General features: G+C 52.6%; 18 protein-coding genes. 4 read left to right on the top strand and 14 right to left on the bottom strand.

Features of this window, described 5'->3' with window-relative positions; translation table 11 throughout:
• Positions 1 to 136: 136 nt before the first annotated feature.
• On the top strand, positions 137 to 1,831 hold the full coding sequence (locus PCH05_RS05265) for a methyl-accepting chemotaxis protein (protein WP_127601317.1): 1,695 nt from the start codon (positions 137 to 139) through the stop codon (positions 1,829 to 1,831).
• 131 nt (positions 1,832 to 1,962) lie between these two features.
• On the opposite strand, the gene PCH05_RS05260 is transcribed toward PCH05_RS05265, so the two are convergent.
• Together PCH05_RS05260 and PCH05_RS05255 are read right to left on the bottom strand one after the other, a co-directional pair.
• The gene (locus PCH05_RS05260; RefSeq protein ID WP_127601316.1) at positions 1,963 to 2,451 is read right to left on the bottom strand and encodes a hypothetical protein; all 489 of its coding nucleotides are present in this window, start codon (positions 2,449 to 2,451) and stop codon (positions 1,963 to 1,965) included.
• A gap of 138 nt (positions 2,452 to 2,589) precedes the next feature.
• Entirely contained in the window at positions 2,590 to 3,312 is a 723-nt protein-coding gene (locus tag PCH05_RS05255) for a YheC/YheD family protein (RefSeq protein ID WP_281278747.1), read from the bottom strand.
• Positions 3,313 to 3,554: 242 nt separating this feature from the next.
• Here PCH05_RS05255 and PCH05_RS05250 point away from each other — a divergent pair, with 242 nt between their 5' ends.
• Positions 3,555 to 4,643: a glycosyltransferase family 4 protein gene (locus PCH05_RS05250; protein WP_246049368.1), complete on the top strand. Its 1,089-nt coding sequence runs from the start codon at positions 3,555 to 3,557 to the stop codon at positions 4,641 to 4,643.
• Positions 4,644 to 4,708: 65 nt separating this feature from the next.
• Here the strand turns inward: PCH05_RS05250 and PCH05_RS05245 are convergent, their stop codons facing one another.
• The 8 genes from PCH05_RS05245 to PCH05_RS05210 all read right to left on the bottom strand — a co-directional run bounded on the left by PCH05_RS05245 (position 4,709) and on the right by PCH05_RS05210 (position 12,315).
• A complete protein-coding gene (locus PCH05_RS05245; protein ID WP_127601315.1) occupies positions 4,709 to 6,364 on the bottom strand; it encodes a hypothetical protein in 1,656 nt (551 codons plus the stop codon).
• Between the two features lie 3 nt (positions 6,365 to 6,367).
• Positions 6,368 to 7,111, bottom strand: coding sequence for an ABC transporter ATP-binding protein (locus tag PCH05_RS05240; protein ID WP_246049384.1), 744 nt, complete (start codon positions 7,109 to 7,111; stop codon positions 6,368 to 6,370).
• A 212-nt stretch (positions 7,112 to 7,323) separates the two neighbouring features.
• The gene (locus PCH05_RS05235; protein ID WP_127601518.1) at positions 7,324 to 7,641 is read right to left on the bottom strand and encodes a cupin domain-containing protein; all 318 of its coding nucleotides are present in this window, start codon (positions 7,639 to 7,641) and stop codon (positions 7,324 to 7,326) included.
• A gap of 203 nt (positions 7,642 to 7,844) precedes the next feature.
• Positions 7,845 to 8,861 carry a S66 family peptidase gene (locus PCH05_RS05230; protein WP_127601313.1) on the bottom strand — a complete coding sequence of 339 codons (1,017 nt, stop codon included), beginning with the start codon at positions 8,859 to 8,861 and terminating at the stop codon, positions 7,845 to 7,847.
• A complete protein-coding gene (locus PCH05_RS05225; RefSeq protein WP_127601312.1) occupies positions 8,858 to 9,061 on the bottom strand; it encodes a hypothetical protein in 204 nt (67 codons plus the stop codon). Before PCH05_RS05225 ends, PCH05_RS05230 begins: the two co-directional genes overlap by 4 nt.
• Positions 9,062 to 9,136: 75 nt before the next feature.
• Positions 9,137 to 9,667: a cysteine hydrolase family protein gene (locus PCH05_RS05220; RefSeq protein WP_127601311.1), complete on the bottom strand. Its 531-nt coding sequence runs from the start codon at positions 9,665 to 9,667 to the stop codon at positions 9,137 to 9,139.
• Between the two features lie 110 nt (positions 9,668 to 9,777).
• Entirely contained in the window at positions 9,778 to 11,097 is a 1,320-nt protein-coding gene (locus tag PCH05_RS05215; protein ID WP_127601310.1) for an MFS transporter, read from the bottom strand.
• Positions 11,098 to 11,154: 57 nt separating this feature from the next.
• On the bottom strand, positions 11,155 to 12,315 hold the full coding sequence (locus PCH05_RS05210) for a winged helix-turn-helix domain-containing protein (protein ID WP_164766547.1): 1,161 nt from the start codon (positions 12,313 to 12,315) through the stop codon (positions 11,155 to 11,157).
• Positions 12,316 to 12,518: 203 nt separating this feature from the next.
• Here PCH05_RS05210 and PCH05_RS05205 point away from each other — a divergent pair, with 203 nt between their 5' ends.
• Both PCH05_RS05205 and PCH05_RS05200 read left to right on the top strand, forming a co-directional pair.
• Complete coding sequence (locus tag PCH05_RS05205; RefSeq protein ID WP_127601308.1) at positions 12,519 to 13,211, top strand: AzlC family ABC transporter permease; 693 nt, start codon at positions 12,519 to 12,521, stop codon at positions 13,209 to 13,211.
• Entirely contained in the window at positions 13,211 to 13,543 is a 333-nt protein-coding gene (locus tag PCH05_RS05200; protein ID WP_127601307.1) for a branched-chain amino acid transporter permease, read from the top strand. The genes PCH05_RS05205 and PCH05_RS05200 overlap by 1 nt, the downstream gene beginning before the upstream one ends.
• A 188-nt stretch (positions 13,544 to 13,731) precedes the next feature.
• On the opposite strand, the gene PCH05_RS05195 is transcribed toward PCH05_RS05200, so the two are convergent.
• The 4 genes from PCH05_RS05195 to PCH05_RS05180 all read right to left on the bottom strand — a co-directional run bounded on the left by PCH05_RS05195 (position 13,732) and on the right by PCH05_RS05180 (position 17,681).
• Positions 13,732 to 14,703, bottom strand: coding sequence for a siderophore ABC transporter substrate-binding protein (locus PCH05_RS05195; RefSeq protein WP_127601517.1), 972 nt, complete (start codon positions 14,701 to 14,703; stop codon positions 13,732 to 13,734).
• Between the two features lie 328 nt (positions 14,704 to 15,031).
• Positions 15,032 to 15,790, bottom strand: coding sequence for an iron ABC transporter ATP-binding protein (locus tag PCH05_RS05190; RefSeq protein WP_127601306.1), 759 nt, complete (start codon positions 15,788 to 15,790; stop codon positions 15,032 to 15,034).
• Positions 15,787 to 16,731, bottom strand: a complete 945-nt coding sequence (locus tag PCH05_RS05185) for an iron chelate uptake ABC transporter family permease subunit (protein WP_127601305.1) — start codon at positions 16,729 to 16,731, stop codon at positions 15,787 to 15,789. Before PCH05_RS05185 ends, PCH05_RS05190 begins: the two co-directional genes overlap by 4 nt.
• The gene (locus PCH05_RS05180) at positions 16,728 to 17,681 is read right to left on the bottom strand and encodes an ABC transporter permease (RefSeq protein ID WP_127601304.1); all 954 of its coding nucleotides are present in this window, start codon (positions 17,679 to 17,681) and stop codon (positions 16,728 to 16,730) included. The genes PCH05_RS05185 and PCH05_RS05180 overlap by 4 nt, the downstream gene beginning before the upstream one ends.
• Positions 17,682 to 17,961 lie beyond the last annotated feature (280 nt).

The raw sequence follows: 17,961 nt of genomic DNA, 5'->3' as shown, positions 1-17,961 counted from the left end.
ATCCATGATTTATTACCCAGAATCAGCGCTATCTTTACCAAAATATCCCTATAAATCTCAAAAGAATTTTCCTGCTGTACCACTCCTGAAAAGGATTATGCAAAAACTTAATATTACTAAATGGAGGTTCATGAGAATGAAATTGGCTCAAAAAATCACACTCTCCATGCTCTTTCTGCTGCTCATCATGGGCATGTCGGTCGGTCTGTTCGGCTACAGGATGGCATACCGCCAAGTGGAGGAATCCGCCGGGGCTGAGCTGGTGGGCTGCGCCAACATTACGACCGGACTGGTTGATCCGGCGGAAATCGAGGCGCTCGCGGCCGGCAGCAGCGCAGGCAGGGAGCGGATGGAGAAAAGCATCATCTGGATTACCTTACATAAGCCTATATTTAAAGAAGCCTTTATTGTAGCGATGGACGGTGAGATATTAGCGCCGGACAGCAAGCTGAAGCAAAGAGGTTACGAAGCGGGAAGCCGCTTTTATCTGAATGCCGACGATGTACAGAGGATCCGGACGATGAAGCATCCGGTTTACTCGAAGGTGTATACCTACGATCATGCCCGGCTGAAGACCGGTTACGCCCCCATTTTCCACAATAATGATCCGAATCAAGAGATCGTTGCCCTGATGGCGGTGACTTTTGATGCCTCCATCATTCAGGAGCGTACGCTCGGAATGATCGTCAAGCCTTACGCCTTGGGTGCGGCCATGCTGCTTGCCACCGCCCTCGTCATTTATGCCATGGTCAGCCGTATGGTCAAACCGCTCACCGTCATGACCGGACGAGTCGAGCTCGTCGCCGCAGGCGATTTGACCCTGGAGCCGCTTTCCTTTACGAAACGCGACGAAATCGGAAGGCTCGCCAGAAGCTTCGATCAGATGGCGCTCAACTTGAAAAATATCATTACGGAGGTTCAGGCCACCTCCCGCCATGTCTCGGCTTCGGCACAGCAGCTGTCGGAAAGCGCCCGGCAGACGGGCGAAGCAGGTGAGCACACGGTCATCGTCACGGGCGAGCTGGCCGACGGAGCCGAAATGCAGCTGGATATTCTCGCGAAGGGCTCCGCGCTTGTCCAAGACATGTCCCAATCGATCCTCAACATTTCACTGAATGCGGAGCAGGCGCTCATCTCGGCAAACGGCAATCTGGAAAAAGCGCGCGTCGGATGCCTGTCCATGGAAAACACCGCGCAGCAAATGGGACTCGTGAACGAAACCTTTGCGGAGCTTGCCCATACGATTCAACTGCTGACAAGCCATTCCCATGAAATCAAAAGCGTGCTGGATGTCATTTCGGAGATCGCCAAGGAGACGCATTTGCTCGCGCTGAATGCCGCGATCGAGGCCGCAAGGGCGGGAGAGGAAGGTCGCGGGTTTGCCGTGGTGGCTGCTTCCGTCCGTAAGCTGGCTGAGCGTTCGGCAAGCTCTGCGGAAACGATCGGCATCATGGTCATGAAGACGCTGGACATCATGGAAACGGCCGGAGCCCGCATGGAGCAAACCGCCCTTCATATCGCCCAGGGGGGCGAACTTATAGCGGATGCCGGTACCTCCTTCAGCCAGATCGAGCATTCCGCCGGACGGATTACCGAGCAGAGCGAATATATTTCTTCCTCCGTTCACAAGCTGTCGGAGAACGCCCAGCAGTTGGTGTCCTCGATCCATACCATTGTCGATGTGGCTAATCAGAACAGCGACAGCGCGCAGACGATGTCGGCCGCCTCCGAGCAGCAGCTGGCCGCCATGGAGGAGGTCGATTCCTCGGCATATTTTCTCTCCACCTTATCCGAAAAGCTGCAGCAGCTGGTCGAAAAATTCAAACTGTAGCGCGCCTTGCGCATCAAACAAAAGGGACTGCTCCAAGCCGGCATCCGGCCCAAAGACAGTCCCTTAACACATCGTTATTCATACTTCCTCTATGTCTTCACCCGGCGAAGGGCGTTTTTCGCTCGCTCATGCTAGTCTCTTGACACATAATACTTGTTGGTCATGTACCAGGCATCGCCTTTGTCGGTCGACACTCTGCCCTTCTTCTTGTCCAAAAACACGATTTCCTTGCACTTGGAACAATACCATTTCGTCGTGTAGTATTGGGAAAAGGTCGTGTAGGTAGTACCGCACTTGCAGTCGACTTTAAAGTACACACGGTTCTCCTCGTACGCTTTGGACAGCTGGTCGGTGTTATCCGATTCTGCCGCGGGCGGGTTGCCCACAGGCTTCAGCACTTCCGCGTAATTGGAAAAACGATTATGCACTTTAAAATCCGCGACCAGCTCTGGATTGAGGCCGAAAAACTCCTTGCCAATAGCTGTGATGAATTTTGCATCGGTACGATAGCACTCGATCCATTCCTGAATTTGCTTATTCGATAAAGGTACAGTTCCTTTAATGCCACTATTCAAGGTGTAGGTCATGATGGTCAGATTCTCATTGTCTTCATAGAACATTAATTCAGAAACCTCCTTATGATTTCATCTATTAATGTACTACTTCTGCGGGTCATAATCAAAGTGTGAAATATAGGCAGTAAAGTGCAAATGGGAAAACGCCTTTCGGGCGTTCCCCCAAGAGATCATGGCCGGAATCTATTGCGCAGCGCGACGGTATCTCATCACCTTCCGGTACATTCTTTTGTCGGACAATTGGTTAAAAATATACGGGTCGGGATTGGTGTTGACCTCAAGAATCCAGGGTGTCCAGGTATGATCAAAACCAATATCCAGCCCAAGCTGTCTGAAGCCGGGGTATTTGGCATGCATATGACGAGCTACCTTTACTCCCAATTGCTCCAGCTTCTCTATCGTTCTATTCATTTGCTTCCCGTGTAAGTGCGCTCCCAATAGGCGCTTCACATCCATCGGCTTACCGCCACTGTGATAATTGGTTACGATTTTCCCCGGATGCGCCACCCTGCCGATCAACCCTGTAGTCTCCCATACGCCCTGCGGGCTCAATTGAACCATCACACGAATATCAAAGCGGCGGCGGTTGAATTTGACCAGATGGATCCCCTTCTGTATCAAATAACTCTTACTTCCCGTTAATTTTGCAAGAGATCCGTATAGGGTATCGATATCGCGGCTTATGAAGGCCTTCGTCCCCAGCTGGTGGGAATAACCTCCGGCTCCCCGCTTCTCCACGCGGATCACGCCTTTACCGAAGGTCCCCACGTCCGGCTTCACATATACCATTCCATAAGCTCCTAGCATCGACTTCAAAGCCGATTTACTAAACTTACGCGTATCCGGTATCACCGGCCTCACATCATCATGAGCCATAAGAAGCTTCGTTTTTATCCATTTGCTCATTAAGGTCGTACGCAATTTTCTTTTTACGGTCATCTCCTCATCTCTCCATTCCGGGAAGTATAAAAAGGTAGCCTTCAGTCTGTACAGCTTATGCTCGTTTTTTTCCACGGAACAGGCTGCTGTGACCCTATTCGCAAGGATAGGCGGCCTATACGGATGAAAGACTATACTTTCTTTCGGAGGTTAGCATACAAGTAGAGTAGAGAATCATCAAAAAGGCTCCTAACGGATCGGAGGAAGACATGTTGAAACTGTTGATCGTAGCCCCCGAGCAAATCCCCGTTCCCGGTAACGGTTCGGTCGAGATTTGCATCCTTGCCATTGCCAAACAGCTTGCGAAACAGCATCAAGTAACCGTCATCAGCAGAGCTTCATCCGGACTTCCCGCAAACAGCTGGGAAGGAGGCGTTCATATCATCCGGGTGCGCTCGGGAAGTTCAAAAGTCTATCTTTCATCCGTGCTTCGCTACCTGCGCGGGAAATCGTATGACGTTATTCAAGTGGACAATCGTCCCCATTATATGGCGGCTATCAAAAGGGCTCTGCCGCACACGAAGGTAACTCTTTTTCTGCACTCCCTGACTTTCGTACCGCTTACGAGCCATGTTGCGGCCAGCATGAAGCATGCAGACCTAATTATTGCGAACAGTGCTTCCCTGAAGCACAAGCTATCCAGCCGGTTTCCAGCTCAATCACACAAAATCCGCACGGCCGAGCTTGGTGTAGATGTCGGCCGATTCCGCCCTCCCACCGCCGCAGAACACGCCGCTGCCAAAAGCAAATACGGTATCGGCAGCCGGTTTACCGTTCTCTTCGTCGGCCGTGTCATTCCCCGGAAAGGAATTCCCGTCTTGCTCAAAGCGATGCACATCGCCGGCAAGGAAACCCCTATGAAGCTAGTGATTGCCGGAAAAGGCAGTAGCCTCTATATGAAGCAGCTGCGTGCTCAAGCCGCAAAGCTGGGTATATCCGTCATCTGGGCCGGGAAAATCAGCCATAAGAACATTCACCGCATGTACCGCATGGCGGACTGCTTTGTATGCCCCTCCCAAAAGCATGAAGCCTTCGGGCTGGTCAACGTCGAAGCCATGGCATCCGGGTTGCCCGTCATCGCTTCCCGAATCGGCGGGATCCCTGAGATTGTCATGCATGGGAAAAGCGGGTATCTGGTGGACGCATACCACCGTCCCGAGCATTTTGCAGAATATTTGGTCCGTCTGAGCAAAAGCAGCCAACTCCGAAACTCCCAGGGTGAAGCCGGGCGTCATATCGTCCTGCAGCGCTTTACCTGGAGTCAGACGGCTTCCCGGCTCGCTTCTCTCTATGCCTAAATAGGACATAAAACATCCCGTAATAAAAAAAGGATCCCCCGTCAAGGGGGATCCTTTGCATGGATTCACAAACGCTGGAGCCGGTCTGAACGCACCTGGCGGAACGCCAGCTTCCACGCGATCAGGTTCAGAACCAGCAGCACCAGCATCCACAGGTACTTTCCGTATGCCAAAAAGGTAAATCCCAAATGCGCTCCAGCCAGTACGCCAAGCAGCAGCATCATTCCGAAAAAGATCAAGGCATTGCCGGACTGGACGCTCTGAAAAGGCACGGAGAACGGCAGCTCTTTTTCGAACACCATAAAGCTGAGCATCGTATACAGCAGCACGCTAAGCAGAATGACGATAAGATCGGGAATGATTCTCGCCCCGAAAATAAACAGAAAAACAATAGCCTGGAACACGAACACCGGTCCGAACAGTCTGGCGATCATCGCCTTCAAAGTCCCCTTATAGACCGGTATGCTATTCGTTAGCGGGGCCGTCTGGTAGATCCATGCGCCCTTGGAGTTACCCGAATACTTGAGCATCTGAACGACGGTCGGAATCATCAGCGCGCAGAAATACAGGAACAAAAAGCTTCTGCCCGATCTCATCTCAGCAAAGCCGCTGTTGGAATGAAGCATGTTGAACATGAAGACAAACGGAAAAATCAAGGAGAATCCGAGCTGCGGATAGACCTTCAGCTTGAAATCCCGCTCCCGTCCCATCATGTCCCAGGAGAAGCGGAAGAACAGCCTTTCGATGTTCCCCCGGCAGAACAACTTGCTAAGCCGATCATTCCACCCAGTCCGGCTCTTTCTCCCCCGCGCCTGATGGCTGGCAAGCTTCTGCAGGTTCCGTTCAAAGGAAGGCATCAGCAGCGAGTACATCCAAATGGCTGCGAGCGGTCCGACAACCGAAAGCACCGAAAACAGAATAATGTATGTATGGGCCGAGCCGCTCAGCACCCATTCAAAAGGTGAGGCAAACCAGGCTGGAAAAATGAAAATCTCCCACCATTTGGGGGCAAATGCGATGTTCATATCCATCAGGTTAAATAATCTTGAAATGAACTGATAGCCGACCGTCATCCCGATCGTCAGTCCGATTTGAACGTAGTTAATAATGTCCTTCAGCTTCTCCCCGTCGAAGAAGCGCAGCACCAGCCAGTACAGCGCGGCCGTCAGCGCTACGATAAACAAATCCATCAGGATGATCTCCACGATAAACAGCAGGAAAAACAAAGGGCCATGCGTGAAGAGCCCCACCAACAGCGGCAAGAGGGTTAATGCACCCGTCAGCAGCAGCAGGTAGATTATCACATGCAGTATTTTTGCCATATTGATCGTTTGACGCCGGACCGGCTTGGAAAATAAAATGTTGCGGTCGCGGACATCCAGGATGACCGAGGAAAAATCGGAAATCATGGACGTGGTGACCATGAACATCAGAATGCCGAATACGAGACTCATCTGGAACATCAAATTGATTTTCATGGCTATAATCGGCAGCAGTACGACACTGAGCAGCACGTAAATCCAGAGCGATTTGATGAACTGGTTGGACAACGCATCGGGATCCGCGTTTTTCCCGGATCTCTGGATAATCGTCGGTGCCCGGCGCCCATCCATCAGCAGCTTGATCTCCAAAATTCTGCACATCATCGCATAATCGACGCCGAACCTCTCGAATAACCCCCGCAGCGGATCGAGAATCCGCAACCAACGGATTGTACCCATTCGCTACACCTCCTGGACGATCGACACGAACGACGACGCCACATCCTTGTATTCATGGAATCCCGTCAGATCGTTGAAGATCTGCTCCAGCGAGCGTTCATGCGACTGTTCCCGCAGCTCTTCGAAGCTGCCGTCGGCGACAATTTGCCCTCCGTTCAGCAGGAGAATGCGGCTGCTGATTTTCTCCACGACGTCCATAATATGCGACGAATAAAAGATCGTTTTGCCTTCAGCCGCAAGCGCCGACAAAATCTCCTTCACGATCATGACGCTGTTCGCATCCAGACCGCTAAGCGGTTCATCCAGAAACAGAATGTCAGGGTTATGCAGCAGGCTAGAGATCAAAAGCACCTTCTGCCGCATGCCTTTGCTGAACGAGGAAATCCGGTCGAAGTATACCTCCTCCAGCCCGAATTTGGCCATCAGCCGCCTGGCCTTATGGTCAGCCTTCCGCTGCGTGAGCCCGTACAGCTCACCTACGAATGACAAATATTCCTGCGCGGTCAGGCTGTCGTACAGCTCGGCCACCTCCGGCACATAACCAATCCGCCGCTTGTATTCCATATCGCCATCCGCGATATCCCGGCCGAAAATATGGACTTCACCCTGGTAGCCTTCGATCAGGCCGAGCATGATTTTGACCGTCGTGCTTTTGCCCGCGCCGTTTGGACCGATATAGCCGATAATTTGCCCCTCATATACATCCAGATCAATGCCCTTCAAAATCGGCTTGCTTCCGTAGCTCATCTCCAAATTGCGGATGGATATTACGCGTTCCTTTGAAGCTCCCGCTGTTTCTATCAATTCGCATCTCCCCCTCGGTACTAACATTGATTCTCAGGATAATCACCTTTCCAAATACTAACATATTTTCAAGGGAAGCAGGCGTTTTTGCTTCATTTTAGAATGAAAACAGAAAAGAAGCCCCTTCAAGGGACTTCGCTATGACAGGATTGAATCTACCTCCGAATCAGGTCCTCGCGCACAGGCGTAAAGCAGTCCAGCAGCGCGCTCGGCGCCAGTGCTTTGGCGCTGTGTCTGGCACCGCCCGGGATCACAATGGTTTCGCCAGCGGAAATGACGGTCTTATCCCCCTCAACGGTGAATTCGACCTTGCCCTTCAGACAGTAGGACATCTGTTCATGCGGATGAGCATGCTCATAGCCTTCCGCTCCTTCTTCAAAATGGACCTCCATCATCATCAGGGCTTCACCCGGGCGCATGATTTTGCGAATGACGCCGGGTTCGGCGTCTTCCCACTTGCCAATGTTGGTCATGAAGCTTCCTTTGCCTGTTGTCATAAGCTGCATCGCCTCCTTATGTACATAATGCCTTTGACTCTATACTACTGTCCAAAAGGAAGAAGATGCATGGTTTTCGTTGATGCGGCTTGTGATTTTTTAAGATTCCGTTTTAAACAAGAAAAACGCCGCCGGATCGGATGATCCAGCGGCGTTTCGCTTCATCACTTGCGTATGGCTTACGGTTTAAAATACTGCGTAATCCGTCCCTGCCCGTTCTCCACCTGAACCTCGGCGTATGCGCCGTTGATCAAGGTGATCTGCGGCGGCACATGTCCGCAGTCGATATCATAGATCACCGGCACCTGCAGCTCCTCTTCCAGCTCGCGGTACATATCCTCGGCGGTATAGCCTTCCACCGGACGGTTCGCCGGGCTGCGCCCGAACATCAGGCCGGAGCAGTGATCGAACCAGCCCGCCAGCTTCATCTGCACCAGTGACCGGCGCTGATCGGCCATGTTCATCTCGCAGTTTTCCAGGTACCAGAGAATCGGCTCTCCGCCGATTCTCTCCTGCTGGAAACGGCGGACATCGCCATACTTTGTACCGATCACATGCCGGATCACGTCGATGCAGCCGCCCAGCAGGCGGCCCTTCAAGCTGACCTTGCCGCCGGATGCCGTTTGCCATACGGTCGGCTCCGTCAAATGGAACACGCATGGCGATGGCGCATCGTGCCGCCATTCCTTCTGATACAAGGCCGACGAACGCTGCTCCACCGAATCGCCCGTTTCCGTAGACATCACTGTGCGCCACATGGCGGTCGTTTCGTCGGAATATTCGCCTCGCAAGTCCACCAGGTTGGTGCCGTGGGCGGTCGCCAGACCTGTCTTGAGCGTGATCGCCAGCAGCAGCAGGCTGATATCGGAGTACCCGAGAATCCATTTTTCCGGCAGCTGATCGAAATTCAGATGCTCCAGAATCTCGATCAGCAGCTCGCCGCCCCATGGCGGCACGATCAGATCGATCGTTTCGTCCCGCAGCATGCGGTTCAGCTCCGCGGCCCGTACCTTGGCCGGTGCGGATTTCGCCTTGGCCTGCGTCCAGACGGTATCCCCGGCCACAACCCTGAACCCTTCGCTTTCCAGGCGGCGGCTCGCCTCCCGGATTCGTTCATGCATGGATTCCTCCACGCCGGATGAGGGCGCCGTGGTGCCGATGACGGCCCCCTCGCGCAATATCGGATAACGGATCATCCTGAATCCCTCGATTTCTTCCTGTATTTTACAAAGTAGTGATCGATCAGATACATCACCATCAGCATAAACGCGATCACGGCCAAAAACCAACACACGATCAATACAACCGGCGATGTATACGTACCGAGCAAATAAACCAAGAGTGACATGGCCACATACAGTACAAAAAACAGAACCATTCTTTTATACCAATTCAAAACGACCTTCCCACCTCCTACTGCTTTAAGCAGCCGCCTATAAGTAAGACAACTTACAAGGCGAGAAGTTAGGCGTTAAGAGAAAGCAACCTCTGACGCCGGCTGCAGCTTCACGAATCTTCCCCCAAGCACATGCTCATGATGGGCGATGATCTGCGGGGCCGTCATCAGCTTGCTGTCCAGGGTGGTATGCGCATCCTGTACAAGTATATTATTTTTGTATCCCATGCTGTACGCTCTGCGGCAGGTGGTGTCCAGGCAGAACTCGGTTTGTCCCCCGGCAATCACCAGATTCTGAACTCCCAGTTTTTGAAGGTATTCCTGAAGCGGCGTACCGTGGAACGCGTCCCAGGAATATTTTTTGACGATGGTATCGTCCTCCAGCGGCGCAATCCGCGGGTGAATCGGCCACGTCTCGCAGCCTTCCCGGAACTCGTCGTCCTCTAGGCTGCAGTGCTGCACGTAGATGACCGGTGACCCGGCACGGCGAGCCTTTTCTATCAAAACACGGATGTTGTCCAGCACTTGTTCATCCCTGTACAGGGGTTCATTCTCATAAGAAAATAACGCAATCTGCATATCAATGATGAGTAAAGCGGTTGTCATTTTACATCACCTCATCTCTATTAAAAGGAGAAAGGAAACATCTGTCAATCTCCTTCTGTAACGGGAACGAGCAGCACATGAACTCCCGTTCACATCGAGAGAAGCCCGGGTCAGCCTGAAACCTCTTGGTACTCTTGAGATGCCGTTGTCGCCTGCCCGGATGGCCACAGCACACGCTGTAAAGCCAGGCATAGGGAACCAATAATGAGAATAGCGAAACCCAGCATCATAAAAACCTTGCTCACGCCCAGGCTCTGGATCAGGAAGCCTCCCATTAACGGCGCAGCGATCATGATCGTGCTGGCAGACGTATTTTGAATGCCGAAGATCCGGCCTGTCATGCCTTCAGGCGTCTCCTTCTGCAGCACGTAGTTATACGTCACGATGGTCAAGCCGTTCCCGATGCCGATGACAAAGCCAAGAACAAGGCTCCACGCTTCCGGCGTGCCTGGGCCGAGCATCCCCATGAATCCAAAGGCTGCGCCAATCAGCGCCACGCCGCCGCCGATGCCGAGTCCGTAACGCACGCTGCCCAGACGGTTCAGCAGCAGAATGGTGAGGACGGCTCCTACGCCGGTGGCCGACACCGTCCATCCCAGCAGCGATTCGTTGTTCGGAGCAATTTCCCGGAATAAGGTTGGGAATTGAAAATCAATCATCATGATGACCAGCAGCACCGTCAGATTCACGATAAAGCTGCTGAGCAGGATTCGGCGCTGCAGCAGCACGCCCCATCCCTGCTTCCACAATTGGATAAAGCCCGTTTTATCTGTTTCCCCGCTCCCCAGACCCTGCGGTTCCCCGGGCTTCGGTGCGGCTGCCGCATTCTCGTCGGTGTGCCTTAGGGTAAACAGCAGAACGCCGGAAAAGAGACGCGTAAAGGCATTCACCAAGATGCACATTTGCGGCGAAACTACCGTTAGAGCCACTGCCCCTAGCAGGGGGCCGGCGATTTTGGAAAACTGGTTGACCAATCCGTTATAAGAGGTAGCCTTCAGCAGCTGATCCTCCCGAACCACTTGGCGCGTCAGCGCCTGATGCGCCGGAACGCGAATGACGCCCACCGCGGAACGAAGCACCAGCACGGGTAGAAGCCAGTAGATGTTCGGAACGAACAGCAGCAGAACGGTAAGCACCGTCTCGGCCGCATCAGCCAGCATCATGAGGTTGACCTTTTTCCACAGGTCGGCGATCACGCCGGCAAAGGAGCCGAGCAGGATTCCCGGCAGAGCCATCATCACCGGGATGAGGGCAATCATGAAAGGATCGGCGTGCCAGCGGTACGCCACCAGAATTTCAATCGCAAACGCGTCGAACCATTCGCCGAATGACGCCATTGCGTAAGCGGTGAACATGCGCGTAAACGTCTTGTTGGCCCAAACGGACGCCGGACGCCGGCTTGAAGGGGATGATGAAGTGAACGTGGACATAAACATTCCTCCGCAATCAGAATATCTTCATCCTAGCGGAGGAATATCAGAGGAATATCAGACGGAACCCAAAATCCGCTCGATCAACTGCTCCATCGGCAGCTTATTCGCCGTAAAATTATAGATCCGGTCCAGCTCATTCAGCCGTGTACGGAACTTCCGCTGCAGCAAAGGATCACGGTGCACGTTCTCCAGAAAATCCAGCGTCCCGATGATGGAATGCACGAGCAGCGGCATGTTATGCGCTTCTTCGCCGACGACAAGCCCGTGCTCGAAGGCTGCCGCCGCTTCCGAACGGCGCCCCTGAAGCAGCAGCAGTCTCCCTTTCAGGCCATAATAGGTGCAAATTTCGCGCAGGTAGGGAGCTTCGGCAAGCATCGCTTCGATGGCCGCCGCGCAGCGACCGGCTTCCTTCGCGTCCTTTGCCTTGAGATGGATGTACATTTCGGCTGACGCAATGTGGACCCTAAAGCTATCCAGCTCGCCGTCCAGCCCGTCGATCACCCGGTAAGCCTTCTGCACGCGCTCCAAATCCTCCGCCGTCCGGCCGTTATCGGCATACAGACCCAATATATTAAGCAGCTCCAGCTCACGGTGCATTTCATAGGGGAGAATACGCGCCTGAATCGTATGCTCAAAATATTTCAGGCATTGCTGCGGCTCATGATAATAGGAATAATACGATGCGAGCAGCCAATATAATACGCCGGGCCCATCCGCTTCGGCGGCGTGCATCAGACCTTTCAGATCCGCCTGCACAAAGCGCAAAAATTGCAAATGCAGCGAATCGATGCTCACACCCAGCAGTTCCTGCTGATTGGCAAGCGCCAGCATGGCTTTGCTTTGGCCAAGCATCTGGTAGGTATCCAGCAGCTGCCGGATCTGCTTTTGAAGTCCGCTGTCCGTCAGCGACGGAACCGCAAGCGCAGGCGCTCCCTTCAGCGCCAGGCTGTAGCCGAGCCCCCGCACGGTACCCAGCTGAATCCGCGCGCTCCAGCGCTTCAGCTTTTTGCGCAGCCGGTAGACATGATCGTCCACCGTGCGTTCGCCCGGATACTCCATCGGCCACACCTGATCAAGCAGCTGCTCTCTCGTAAAGGCCTGACCAGCATGCCGGTAGAGAAACTGCAGCAGCGCATATTCCTTGGCCAGCAGCGTAATGGTGTCCGATTGAAACGTAACCGAATAATCGCTGGGGTCAAACTCCAGGTAAGCCATACTGCTTCTATTCCTCCCTGATCCGTTCAATATGGTCATTCTATTATAATGCATCTTCCGGATTCGGGTATACGGCCGTCCTGCGATGAAGCGTTCTCTCCAAGTTTCAATTGTCGAATCCACATGATCGCGATACACTAGCATCAACCCTACTGAACAGACAAGCAACTACCATAGATGACTACAGCCAGGAGAATCAGATCATGAAAAGAAACGCACTCAAAACCGCTTTCCCTTATACGCTGCCCGTCCTCATGGGCTATCTGTTCCTCGGAATCGCCTTCGGCGTCCTCTTGCACAGCAAAGGCTTCAATGCCGCATGGGCTTTTATGATGAGCCTTCTCATCTATGCGGGCTCCATGCAGTTCGTTGCGATCAACTTGTTGGTCAGCCCCTTTCAGCTTGCCGCTGCCTTTTTCATCACGCTGATGGTCAATGCGCGCCACTTGTTTTACGGCCTCTCCATGCTGGACCGGTTCAAGGCGCTCGGAAAGCTGAAGCCCTACATGATGTTCTCGTTAACGGACGAGACGTTTTCCCTGCTAAGCTCCGTGAAGGCACCTGATCATGTAAACCCGAAATGGTTCATGTTTTTCATCGCCCTCCTCAATCAGGGCTACTGGATCGCCGGCTCGCTGATCGGCAATATTGCGGGCTCGCTCATTTCGTTTAATTCGACGGGCATCGATTTTGCGATGACGGCGCTGTTCATCGTCATTTTCGTGGAGCAGTGGGAGCAGGCCAAGAATCATGTGCCCGCCATGCTGGGCATCGTCATCACCGCCCTTTGTCTGATCCTGTTCGGAGCCGACCGCTTTATTCTGTTTGCCATGGCCGGCATCCTGGTCTCCCTATCGCTTCTCAGAGGCAAATTGCATGCAAAGGAGTCTGAATAATGGTTCTATCCACCACGGAAGCCGCCTTAACGATTCTCGTCATCGCGGCCGCTACGCTGCTGACCCGCGTCCTGCCGTTTCTCGTGTTTCCGGCGCATAAGAAGACTCCGGACTTCGTTGCCTATCTCGGCAAGGTGCTGCCGTTCGCGATTATCGGCATGCTCATCGTTTATTGCTTCAAATCCGTCTCCCCTTCCGCCTGGCCTTATGGCATACCCGAGCTGCTGGCCAGCCTGTTCGTCATCGCCGTCCATAAATGGAAGCATAATCTCCTGCTCAGCATCGGGGGCGGAACGATTTTGTATATGATCATGGTGCAGTACTTGTTTTAATCAAGGAAAGCGTCAGGTCCCCGTTTCAAGAAAACCTGTGAAAAAACCAAAGGCTGCCTGCCATCCCTCGCGGATGGCAGACAGCCTTTTTTTGTGATGCGCTTTTGTGACGATGCACTTTTGTGACCCATTGATGCAGGATTACGAATCATGCTGCAGGAGATTTCCAAACTGCGGCTCATTGCAGCTTATTGGATGCTCTCTCCAACTTCCTTCACCATTTCCTGCACAGACAGCAGACCGCCGCCGGAGAGGTACCAGTAGTTCGGATCCAGGTAGACGATATGTCCGTCTTTCGATGCGTTCGTGTTTTTCACAAGCTCGTTTTCAACCGTTTTCTTGGCGGCTGCCCCGTCCTTATCCGTTGCCACCGCGCCATCGCGGTCCACGACGAACAGATAATCAGGATTCTTCTCTGCGATATATTCGGAGGTTACGCTTTGACCATGCGTCGATACTTCGATCTTGTCGTCCGCTGCGGCGAATCCAAGCACGTCATGGATGATGCCGAAACGGGAATTTGGACCGTATGCGCTCAGCTTGCCTTCATTAGAAAGCACGATCAGCGCCTTTTTGCCGGAAGCGGCCGCTTTGTCATGCACTTCAGCAATCGACTTGTCGATGGCTTCAAGCTCAGTTTGAATCTCGGCTTCCTTGCCGAAAATTTGACCGACAGTGTTCATGTTTTCTTTGAACGATTCCATGAACTTGGTCGTATCCAGTCCGAGGAATACGGTTGGTGCGATTTTATTCAGCTCTTCGTAAGCTTCGGATTGCCGTCCGGAGATGATAATCAGATCGGGATCCAGGGCGTTGATTGCCTCGAAATCCGGCTCTTTCAGACTGCCGACGTTTTTGTAGGCGGCTTTATCTTCGTATTTGGACAGGTACGGCGGAATGTTGGCCTGCGGCACACCTGTCACAGGAACTCCAAGCTTATCCAGCGTATCGAGAATGCCGAAGTCGAAGACAACGACCTTTTGCGGGTTCTTTTTCACTTTGGCTTCGCCAAGCTTATGTTTGATGGTCAGTTCCTCGGACTCGGCCGCGGACGCCGCATTGGCTTCGCTTTCCTTCACCGGCGTTTCGGCCGCTTTGTTATTGTTACCGCAGGCTGCCAGCACTAGCACCAGCATCGCGGATAGGATCAGCATGAGCATGTTTCTTTTCTTCACAGGGGTCACCTCATCATATTATTTAAGTTCTCGCTTTCGTGCACGGCGGCCGCTCCGGTGACGGATCGTTCTTCCGATCACTGTTGTCTCCAGATTTCTTTATTTGTCATTGAAAAGGTGTAGAAATCCGGAGACAAAGGTGAGCGCTGCGCTTCTTCAGAACGATTCCGTCCCCTACGCTACCTATGCGCAATAATTCAATCACTTTAAAGTTTTTTATAAAATTATGCGATGCAAGCCGTGCTGCCGGGCCCTGGCATGCTGGCGTCACATCCCATATCATTACCGAAAGTTAATATTGCCGGAGAAGCTTTTAAGAGAAATAAATGCAGATGCGATGATCGTTGATCGTCTCGATCTGAATGTCCATGCCGTATACCTGCTTCAGTACAGGGGAATCTATAATTTCCGCGGCGGGTCCTTGTTTAATGACTCTCCCGTCTTTGAGAGCCACGATATCATCGGAATATACCGATGCGAAGTTGATGTCGTGAATGACGGCAATGACGGTTTTGCCAAGCTCGTCGACCATGCGCCGCAGCACCTTCATGATCTGCACCGAGTGCTTCATGTCGAGGTTGTTCAGCGGCTCGTCAAGGAGCACGTATTCGGTGTCCTGGGCGATGACCATGGCGATAAAAGCGCGCTGCTGCTGGCCGCCGCTCAGCTGGTCGAGATACTGATGCTGCAGATCCTCCAGCTCCATATAGCGGATCGCCTCGTCGACGAACGCCCAGTCCTCCGGCTTCAGCTTGCCCTGCGAGTACGGGAACCGCCCGAAGCTGACCAGCTCGCGGATCGTAAGCCTCACGTTGATATGGTTGGCCTGCTTGAGGATCGATATTTTTTTCGCAAGATCGCTGCTCTTGCATTTGTCGACGGACTCGCCTTCGATCAGGATGTCGCCTCCGTCCTTTTTGATCAGGCGGCTGATCAGGGACAGGAGCGTGCTCTTGCCTGCGCCGTTTGCGCCGATAAAGGACGTGATTTTCCCTTTGCGGATGGAGACGGATACGTCATCCAGGACGGGCTTGCCATTGTACAGTTTGGTTGCATTTTTGACCTCGATCACGACGATTTACTCTCCTTTAGCAGCAGGTAGAGGAAGTACACTCCTCCGGCCAGATTGATGATGACGCTCAGCGTGGTGGAGAAGGTGAAGACCCGCTCGACCAGCAGCTGGCCGCCCACAAGGGCAATGACGCTGAGCAGCATGGCTCCGATGATGAGAAAGTGATGCTTGAATGTTTTCATGAACTGGTAGCTGACGTTGGCCACGAGCAGGCCGAGGAACGTGATCGGACCGACCAGCGCCGTCGAGATGGAGATCAGAATCGCCACCACGACCAGCATTCTTTTGACGACCTTGTCGTAGTCCACGCCCAGGTTGACCGCCTGGTCTTTTCCCAAAGCAATGACATCGAGATACTTGGCATAACGCGCGAAATAAATCGCGACACCCGCCATCAGCACGATCGACAGCACGAGCAGCTCGGTGTTGATGTTGTTGAAGCTCGCGAACATTTTATCCTGCACGATCTGGAATTCGTTCGGGTCGATCAGCACCTCCATAAACGTTGACAGGCTCTGGAACAAGGTGCCGAAGATCAGCCCGAGCAGGAGCAGGAAGTAAATATTCTGTCCTTCGCGCCTGAACAGCAGCTTGTAGAAGACCATCGAGAAGAGCGCCATCAGGCCGACCGAGATGATGAAATTCACATTCTTCCCCATCATGTTCAAACTGGCGGAACCGAATATGTATACCATGAAGGTCTGGAACAGCATATACAGCGAATCGAGTCCCATAATGCTCGGCGTCAGGATGCGGTTGTTGGTAATGGTTTGGAATACGACGGTGGAAAAAGCGATCGCCCCGCCTGTAATGATCATCGCCAGCACTTTTTTGCCTCTGCGGGGCAGAATGTAATCCCAGTGGCCGCCGGCCTGGATAAGCATGAACACGGCGATCAGCGCAAGCGCGATGACGGATAGAAAAATCAGCTTTTTTTTCATGACGCATAAGCCTTTCTTCTCAGGAGTAGGAAAATAAAGATCGCGCTGCCCAGCACGCCGACCGTGAGGCCGATTGAAATCTCATACGGGAAAATGATGATCCGGCCCAAAATGTCGCAGAACAGGACGAACACGGCTCCAAGCAGAGCGGTATGCGTGAGATTTTTCTTCAAATGGTCGCCTTGGTACATCGTGACAATGTTCGGAACGACCAGCCCGAGAAACGGAATCGTGCCGACCGTCAGAATGACCACCGAGGATACCGCTGCAACCAGCACCAGACCGATATTGACGACGGCTTTGTAATTCAGCCCCAGGTTAACCGCGAATTCCTCGCCCATACCCGCAATCGTGAAGCGGTTGGCGTACAGATAGGCGATGATCAGCAGCGGGATGCTGATGTAGAGCATTTCGTAGCGTCCCTTCAGCACGGTAGAGAAGTCTCCCTGCAGCCAGGCCGACATGTTCTGGATCAAATCGTTTTTGTAAGCAAAAAAGGTTGTGATCGAGCTGACGATATTGCCGAACATCAGTCCCACCAGCGGAATGAAAATCGTATCCTTGAACTTCACCTTGTCAAGAATCCGCATGAAAATGAAGGTACCCAGCAGCGCGAATACGAAGGCGATCAGCATCTTCTCCAGCGTGGTCGCATTGGAAAACAGCATCATGGCCACCAAAATGCCGAATCTTGCTGAATCCATCGTTCCCGCCGTCGTTGGCGAGACGAATTTGTTGCGGGTCAGCTGCTGCATAATCAGACCGATAATACTCATGCTGGTACCCGCGATAATAATGCTCACAAGCCTCGGAAACCGGCTGATCCACAGTACCTGCTGCTGTTCCGGAGTCAGATGCATAAGATCCCACGGCGTAATGTCTTTCACTCCGACGAACAGGGATATGATCGATAAAAGTATGAATGCTATCCACAAGTACCTGATTTTCATAAGGAATTCGACTCTTTCCATAATAAGTTGAACGAAGGAAACGCTAGCTGCAATCCATCCAGTTTATATGCATAAAACTACATATATTAAGAATGATACTCATTCTCATTTAGATCGATTTAGTTATCATTCTACCAGCTGACCAGGGATTGTCAACCGCTAAAAGTGAATTAAATCAAGGATTCCGGGGTTTGACACAAAACTAATAACAAGCCAAAAAGGCCGTAATCGCAAGGATTACAGCCTGTCCGCACCGTGACTTCATGCAAAAAAATGTATA

This window comes from Paenibacillus chibensis, from assembly GCF_004001045.1.
GTDB lineage: Bacteria > Bacillota > Bacilli > Paenibacillales > Paenibacillaceae > Paenibacillus_AQ > Paenibacillus_AQ chibensis.
The sequence above is the reverse complement of the archived record's forward strand: the minus strand, read 5'-3'. Positions and strand labels throughout refer to the sequence as shown.

Bases quoted from the DNA above. Each gene is read 5' to 3' on its own strand.
- PCH05_RS05230 (WP_127601313.1), bottom strand. From the start codon at position 8,861: ATGATCCGTTATCCGATATTGCGCGAGGGGGCCGTCATCGGCACCACG.
- PCH05_RS05180 (WP_127601304.1), bottom strand. From the start codon at position 17,681: ATGAAAATCAGGTACTTGTGGATAGCATTCATACTTTTATCGATCATA.
- PCH05_RS05245 (WP_127601315.1), bottom strand. From the start codon at position 6,364: ATGGGTACAATCCGTTGGTTGCGGATTCTCGATCCGCTGCGGGGGTTA.
- PCH05_RS05260 (WP_127601316.1), bottom strand. From the start codon at position 2,451: ATGTTCTATGAAGACAATGAGAATCTGACCATCATGACCTACACCTTG.
- PCH05_RS05200 (WP_127601307.1), top strand. From the start codon at position 13,211: ATGGTTCTATCCACCACGGAAGCCGCCTTAACGATTCTCGTCATCGCG.
- PCH05_RS05185 (WP_127601305.1), bottom strand. From the start codon at position 16,731: ATGAAAAAAAAGCTGATTTTTCTATCCGTCATCGCGCTTGCGCTGATC.
- PCH05_RS05235 (WP_127601518.1), bottom strand. From the start codon at position 7,641: ATGACCAACATTGGCAAGTGGGAAGACGCCGAACCCGGCGTCATTCGC.
- PCH05_RS05250 (WP_246049368.1), top strand. From the start codon at position 3,555: ATGTTGAAACTGTTGATCGTAGCCCCCGAGCAAATCCCCGTTCCCGGT.
- PCH05_RS05240 (WP_246049384.1), bottom strand. From the start codon at position 7,111: ATGAGCTACGGAAGCAAGCCGATTTTGAAGGGCATTGATCTGGATGTA.
- PCH05_RS05205 (WP_127601308.1), top strand. From the start codon at position 12,519: ATGAAAAGAAACGCACTCAAAACCGCTTTCCCTTATACGCTGCCCGTC.
- PCH05_RS05215 (WP_127601310.1), bottom strand. From the start codon at position 11,097: ATGTCCACGTTCACTTCATCATCCCCTTCAAGCCGGCGTCCGGCGTCC.
- PCH05_RS05255 (WP_281278747.1), bottom strand. From the start codon at position 3,312: ATGAGCAAATGGATAAAAACGAAGCTTCTTATGGCTCATGATGATGTG.
- PCH05_RS05220 (WP_127601311.1), bottom strand. From the start codon at position 9,667: ATGACAACCGCTTTACTCATCATTGATATGCAGATTGCGTTATTTTCT.
- PCH05_RS05210 (WP_164766547.1), bottom strand. From the start codon at position 12,315: ATGGCTTACCTGGAGTTTGACCCCAGCGATTATTCGGTTACGTTTCAA.
- PCH05_RS05195 (WP_127601517.1), bottom strand. From the start codon at position 14,703: ATGCTCATGCTGATCCTATCCGCGATGCTGGTGCTAGTGCTGGCAGCC.
- PCH05_RS05265 (WP_127601317.1), top strand. From the start codon at position 137: ATGAAATTGGCTCAAAAAATCACACTCTCCATGCTCTTTCTGCTGCTC.